Annotated in this window: 7 protein-coding genes; 4 read left to right on the plus strand and 3 right to left on the minus strand. The window is 72.8% G+C overall.

Features of this window, described 5'->3' with window-relative positions:
• From D7W82_RS37905 to D7W82_RS37915, 3 genes are all read left to right on the plus strand, one after another.
• Window positions 1-1112 (plus strand): ComEC/Rec2 family competence protein (locus tag D7W82_RS37905; RefSeq protein ID WP_147439755.1); only part of this gene is annotated, 1112 nt, incomplete at its 5' end.
• Complete coding sequence (locus tag D7W82_RS37910) at window positions 1109-2479, plus strand: ComEC/Rec2 family competence protein (RefSeq protein WP_120622926.1); 1371 nt, start codon at window positions 1109-1111, stop codon at window positions 2477-2479. The genes D7W82_RS37905 and D7W82_RS37910, both read left to right, overlap by 4 nt.
• Window positions 2476-2739 carry a DUF3006 domain-containing protein gene (locus D7W82_RS37915; protein WP_120622927.1) on the plus strand — a complete coding sequence of 88 codons (264 nt, stop codon included), beginning with the start codon at window positions 2476-2478 and terminating at the stop codon, window positions 2737-2739. Before D7W82_RS37910 ends, D7W82_RS37915 begins: the two co-directional genes overlap by 4 nt.
• A gap of 106 nt (window positions 2740-2845) precedes the next feature.
• Here the strand turns inward: D7W82_RS37915 and D7W82_RS37920 are convergent, their stop codons facing one another.
• A complete protein-coding gene (locus tag D7W82_RS37920) occupies window positions 2846-4138 on the minus strand; it encodes a GYF domain-containing protein (protein ID WP_120622928.1) in 1293 nt (430 codons plus the stop codon).
• A gap of 141 nt (window positions 4139-4279) precedes the next feature.
• Between D7W82_RS37920 and D7W82_RS37925 the strand changes: the two genes are divergently transcribed.
• The gene (locus D7W82_RS37925) at window positions 4280-4573 is read left to right on the plus strand and encodes a TIGR02300 family protein (RefSeq protein ID WP_120622929.1); all 294 of its coding nucleotides are present in this window, start codon (window positions 4280-4282) and stop codon (window positions 4571-4573) included.
• 155 nt (window positions 4574-4728) lie between these two features.
• Here D7W82_RS37925 and D7W82_RS37930 read toward each other — a convergent pair whose 3' ends face one another.
• Together D7W82_RS37930 and D7W82_RS37935 are read right to left on the minus strand one after the other, a co-directional pair.
• Window positions 4729-4914: a hypothetical protein gene (locus D7W82_RS37930; protein ID WP_120622930.1), complete on the minus strand. Its 186-nt coding sequence runs from the start codon at window positions 4912-4914 to the stop codon at window positions 4729-4731.
• 161 nt (window positions 4915-5075) lie between these two features.
• The coding region (locus D7W82_RS37935) for a hypothetical protein (RefSeq protein WP_120622931.1) at window positions 5076-5787 on the minus strand (712 nt) is incomplete at its 5' end.

The raw sequence follows: 5787 nt of genomic DNA on the forward strand, positions 1-5787 counted from the left end.
TCCCCTCCCCCGCCCCGGGCCGGCTCTCGGTCTACTTCCTCGACGTGGGCCAGGGGGACGCGGCGCTCATCGTGTCGCCCACGGGCAAGACGGTGCTCATCGACGGCGGGCCTCCAGAGGCCGGCACGCGGCTGGCGGCGCGGCTGCGCGAGCTGGTGAAGGGCCCGCTGGACCTGGTCATCCTCACCCACCCGCACCTGGACCACCTGGGCGGGCTGCGCGCGGCGGTGAAGGCGGTGGGCGCCAGGCGCTTCATGGACCCCGGCTTCGACCACTCGAGCGAGGCGTACCGCGACCTGCTGGAGTTCGTGGGCCGCGAGGTGGGCCAGGTGATGAGCCCGGAGCCCAACCCCAACGCGCCCCAGACGCTGCTCACCGTGGGCCTGGGCGAGGGCGTGGCGCTCACCGTGCTCTGGCCGCGCGTGCCCCAGGAGGCGTTCCTCGCGAACACGCGCTCGGACGCGAACGCGAACTCCATCGTCACCAAGCTCACCTACGGGAAGACGGCGTTCCTCTTCACGGGGGACTCGGAGCCGCCCACGGAGGAGGTGCTGCTGCGGAAGCCCGTGGACCTCACCGCCACGGTGCTGAAGGTGGCGCACCACGGCGGCAAGCACTCCTCCACCGCGGCCTTCCTGGAGCGCGTGAAGCCGCAGGCGGCGGTCATCTCCTGCGGCGCGGGCAACGACTACGGCCACCCGAGCCCGGAGGTCCTGGGCCGCCTGGGCGACGTGCGCGCCCGCACCTTCCGCACCGACCAGGACGGCGAGGTGATGGCGGTGAGCGACGGCACCACCGTGACGCTGCGCTCGACGAAGGGCGGCGCCGGGGCCGCGAGCCTCTCCGGCACGCAGCAGGTGGGAGGCCCGGTGGCGCTCGGCCCCCTCGAACCCACGCCCCACGGCCGCTCCACGCGGAAGGAGCCGGCGCCCACTGCGCCCACGAGCACGTCCGAAGACACGGGCGTGCGCTACGTGTCGCTCAAGGGCAGCAAGGTGTTCCACCGCGAGAGCTGCAAGACCCTGAAGCGCTCGAAGAACGAGCGCACCGTCTACACCCATCGCGCCGACGCCCTGCGTGAGCGCCGCCCCGCCGAGGATTGTCATCCATGAAGGCCCGCATCGCGCTGGGAGTGGGGCTGCTGCTCGCCTCCCTGGCCTGTCAGCAGCAGCCGTCCGCGCCGCCCGCGCAGAAGCCCCCGGAGAAGTCGCGCTACTTCGGCGGCGCGCCGGACGGGAAGCTCCACGTCTACTTCTTCGACGTGGGCGCGGGGGATGCCGCGCTCATCGTCACGCCGAAGGGCAACACGGTGCTGGTGGACTCCGGGCCCGCGTCCGCCGAGTCGCACCTGGTGAACCGGCTGCCGGAGCTGCTGCGCCGCGAGCTGGACCTGGTGGTCCTCACCCAGCCGGATCCGAAGCACCACGGCGCGCTGGAGGCGGTGCTCAAGCGCGTGGGCGCGCGGCGGTTGATGGAGCCGCAGCTGCCGGACACGTCCAAGGCCTACGACGCGCTGCTGACGACGTTGGGCTCGAAAGGGGTGCAGATCCTCTCACCCGCGCCGACGTCGTCCGCGCCCAGGGAGCTGGTCCGGCTGACGCTGGAGGACGGGGTGAACCTCACGGTCCTCTGGCCCCGGGCGCCCGCGGAGCCGCTCTTGAACGGGGCCCCGGACGCGGAGGGGCGCAACGCGGCGAACTCCATCGTGCTGCGCCTGACGTACGCCGACACGTCGGTCGTCTTCGCGGGCGGCGCGCGCGGGGAGACGGAGGCGCGGCTGCTGGAGCGCGGGCTCTTGGCCTCCGCCACGCTGCTGAAGGTCGCCTCGCCCGGCGTGGAGGGGGCGAACTCGCAGGCGTACCTGGAGGAGCTGCGGCCCCAGGCGGCGGTGCTCAGCGGGGATGACAGCCTGGGCAAGAGCCCGAAGGTGAAGGAGCTCCTCACGCGGCTGCGCGGCGTGGATGCGCGGGCCTTCCGCACGGACGTGAACGGAGAGGTGCACGCCGTGAGCGACGGCAAGCAGTTCGAGCTGTCGCTCCAGCGTCCGACACCGGGGGAGCCTGGTGGCACGCGGCGCGTCTTCCCGGGGTTGGATCCGCGTCCGGCGCTGGTGCGGACGGCGAAGCCCGCGCCCGTGGTGAAGCCGGCGCCCACCGAACCGCCGCCCGCCATCCGGACGGAGCCCGCGCGCGTCGTCGAGGCACCGCGCGACAGCAAGGCCCGCGTCAGCAACGTGACGGACGTGGATGACCTGCCCGTCGCGCGCAAGGGCACACGGACGGAGGCGCCAGACAAGGCGGTGCGCTCGTCCACCAGCAACGCCATGGGCGGCTACCGGGCGAGCAGGCACAAGCAGATCTTCCACAAGTCCACCTGCCGGGCCGTGAAGCGCATCTATCCGGAGAACATGCTCTCGTGGAGCACGCGGGAAGCAGCGCTGAAGTCGGGCCGCGAGCCTGCGGGAGACTGTCACCCGTGACGAAGAAGAAGACGAAGCCCCGGTCCAGGGCCACGGTGGACCGCATCGAGGACGACGTCGCCGTGCTGGTGGTGGACGGCCAGCAGGTGACCCGCGCGCTGGACACCCTGCCGCCCGGCGTGCGCGAAGGCGACGTCGTGGACCTGGAGACGGGGACGGTGGACACCGAAGCCACCGAGTCCCTGCGCGCAGAAGTCCGCGCCGCGAGGGAACAGGCGATGCGCGGCAAGAAGCCGCCCGCGGGCGACTTCGACCTCTGAGCCGGAGCGTCCTGCTCGACGTGCCGAATCCCCCGGACGGAGCAGGACGTGGCGGGAGGGCCTGCTCGCCGCGTCGCGCGGAAAGCAGGCCCACCTCACACGTGGGCTACGGCGTGGAACCTTCCGCCGGAGCCGTGGCCTCTCCCCCCGCCGCGGAGCCCTGCGGAGGCGTCGCCGGCTCGGCCGCGGCCGGCGGAGGCGCCACGGGAGCGGCGGCGCCCGGAGCGGGGGTGGCCTGACGCGGTGCCGGAGCCCGGGGCGGCGCCTTGCCGGTCACCTGGTTGACCATGTCCGCGAGGGCGGGCGGCAGCATGCCCGCGGCGGACAGGCCGAACAGCGCCACCACCGGCAGGACGATGAGCAGCAGCAGCACCAGCGCCACCACCTTCAGCGGGCTTCCACGGCGGGCCGGCACCACCGGACGCTTGCGCGCGGCCTTCGAGTCCTGGCGCGCGTCCTCTTCCTCCTCCTCGTCGTTGCGAGGGTCTTCGCGCGTCTCGTCCTGGCCGGGGTCCTCTTCGTCCGAGCCGTCGCCCCGGTTGCCGGGCAGGTCCAGGTCGGAGAACAGCTCGTTGAGGGGGGCGCCGCTCGCGGCGGGAGCATCCTCCACGGGCGGAGCCACCGCTCGCCGCGGGGCGGGCGTGGGCACCGGGGCGGGCGCCGCGCGGTTGTTGCCGTAGAGCGTGCCGTCGTCCTCGTCGCCGTCGCGCTCGAAGTCGCCGTTGTTGTTGTCGTCCTCGGACGGGGCGGGCTCGTTCTCCGCGTAGAAGGGCTGCTGGGGCTCCGGCTCGCGGCGGGCCGGCGCGGCGCGCGGAGGCGGCGCGGCGACCACGGGCGGCGGCTCCGGGGGCGGAGGCGGCGGCTCAGGCGCCGCGGCGGGCGCGAGCAGCGCGGCCAGCTCCGGGATGTCCGAGCCGCGCTTCCAGTCCGGCATGCCCTGGCGCCAGAAGAAGCTGCGCGCGCTGATGGTGCCCGCGGCCATCCACTCGGCCACGGCCGACTCGTCCAGTGGGCCCTCCTGCTTGTTGCGCACCATCACGAACCACGGTGCCCCGGCCGTCTGGCGGGGAGGCGCGGTGCGCGTGGGCTCATCGTCCCAGGGTGTCTGGGGGGCCGACGCAGGAGGTCTGGCCAGGGGAGCAGGAGCTGCCACGGCGGCCACCGGTGCCGGAGCGGGCGCAGGCGCGGCCGCGGCGGCGCCTCCCGCCAGCGAGCGCTCCTGGGCCCGGATGCGCTCCACGTCGGCGAGCGACACCACGCGGGTGCTCTCCTCCTCGGCGGGCCCTTCCACGGTGATGACGTTCTGGCAGTTCTTGCAACGGACCTTGACCGTCTTGCCGCGGACCTTCTCGTCCGCAATGGAGTACCGCTTCTGGCAATTGTCGCAGGTGAAGTTCAAAGGGGGCGTCCGGCTCTCGGGGGAAACCGGCGGGGATGCTACCGCCAGAAATCCCCCGCGCAAACACACGGTTGACTCTGTTCTTCCGCCCAACTATTCAGCCGCCCTCCGTTTCACTCCAGGCTTCTACGAGGGTGGCGCATGCCGGCGAAGGATCTCGGGACCAAGCACTCGTGCTTCAAGTGCGGGACGAAGTTCTACGACATGAAGAAGCCGGACCCCATCTGCCCCAAGTGCGGGGCGGATCAGCGGGAGAACGTGGTCGCCAAGCCCACCGAGGGCCGGCGCGGCCGTCTGGCCGCCGCTCCGAAGGTCATCGAGCCCGAGCCCGAGGAGACGCCCGCGGCCGAGGAGGACGAGGAGAACCTCGACTCCTTCAGCGATGACGAGGACGCCGAGACCGGCACCGAGTCCTCCGACGACGACGACCTGTAGGGTCGCCCTCGCGGTCGCATCATCCGGGGTCCCCCGAGCTGTTCGGGCGGGCCCCGTTGCCGTTTGCGCACCCTGAAAGCCGCGGCTGCCCGAAACGGCGCACCCGGAAGCCGGGGGCCCCTCCCCAGGGGACCCCGCCGCTCCGGGACGCGCTTCTAGGTACCGCTCAGGCGCTCGTGCGAGGACGCCAGCGACAGCTCGGTGAGCGCGCTCTCGATCTTCTCATAGAGGTTGGGCCCCATCTCCTGCATGCCCACCGGCCGGGCGTCCTTGCGGCGCGCCCCCGTGGACAGGCGATCCGCCTCCACGGAAACCGTGGGTTGCTTCCTGGTCTGATGCATCGCGACTCCCCCTCAGGCGGAAGTGTTGGCTTCCGAGAAAGCAATTTTGCCACCAAGACAGAAGTCTGAACAAGGGGCGTGCTTCTCAGCACTTAGACGGAACCCCTGGCCGACCCTTGAGTCGCACCGGGGCCGGACGCGACAGCCGTGTCAGGGGCGCCCTATTTCCCCGAGCCCGCCTGACGCAGTGCCTCCACGCCCCAGGTCTGTTCGACCTGGACGGTCTCCCCCGCGCGGACGGTGACGGTCCGGGACGCTTCGGGCAGCCGGTCGTGCCAGAAGACGAGCGTGTGGGCCCCTTCCGGGACGCGCATCCGGAAGCGCCCGTCCGGGGTGGTGGTGGTGAAGTACGGGTGGTTGAAGGTGCGGACCACCGCGCGCATCCAGGGGTGCACGTCGCAGCGGACCTGGACGGTGCCGGGTTCGGCGGGCAGGGGGCGGCGCAGGGTCATGCCCTCCAGGGGCATGGCCACGTTGAAGACAGAACGGTTCGTCCCGGCCTGGGCGCGCACGTTGTGCACCAGCGGGTCGGAGTTGCGCAGAAGGAGCTCGCCGCCGGCCTTCGCCGCGAGCGCGGGCGGCTCGTAGTGGCACTGCTTCTGGTCCAGCACGGGCTGCGGCGCGGGCGTCTCCGGCTCGGCGAGCGCGGCGCCGTCCTGGAGCGAGACGACGGCGTGGGCCAGGGCGCCCTCTCCCCCCACCACGAGCGAGCGGTCCTCCGCCTGGTCGCCGCACACGCTGGCGACGGTGGCGGTGGTCGGCGCGCTGGGGGCCAGGGGAGGCGTCCCGGTCAGCAGCACCCGCCCCTCGATTTCGCCCCACTTCACCGGCCCGGAGGGGCGCGGCGCGGCGGCGGCGGGAGGGGGCGTGGCC

Origin of the sequence: Corallococcus sp. CA049B, assembly GCF_003611685.1 — a bacterium.
Taxonomy (GTDB): Bacteria; Myxococcota; Myxococcia; order Myxococcales; family Myxococcaceae; genus Corallococcus; species Corallococcus coralloides.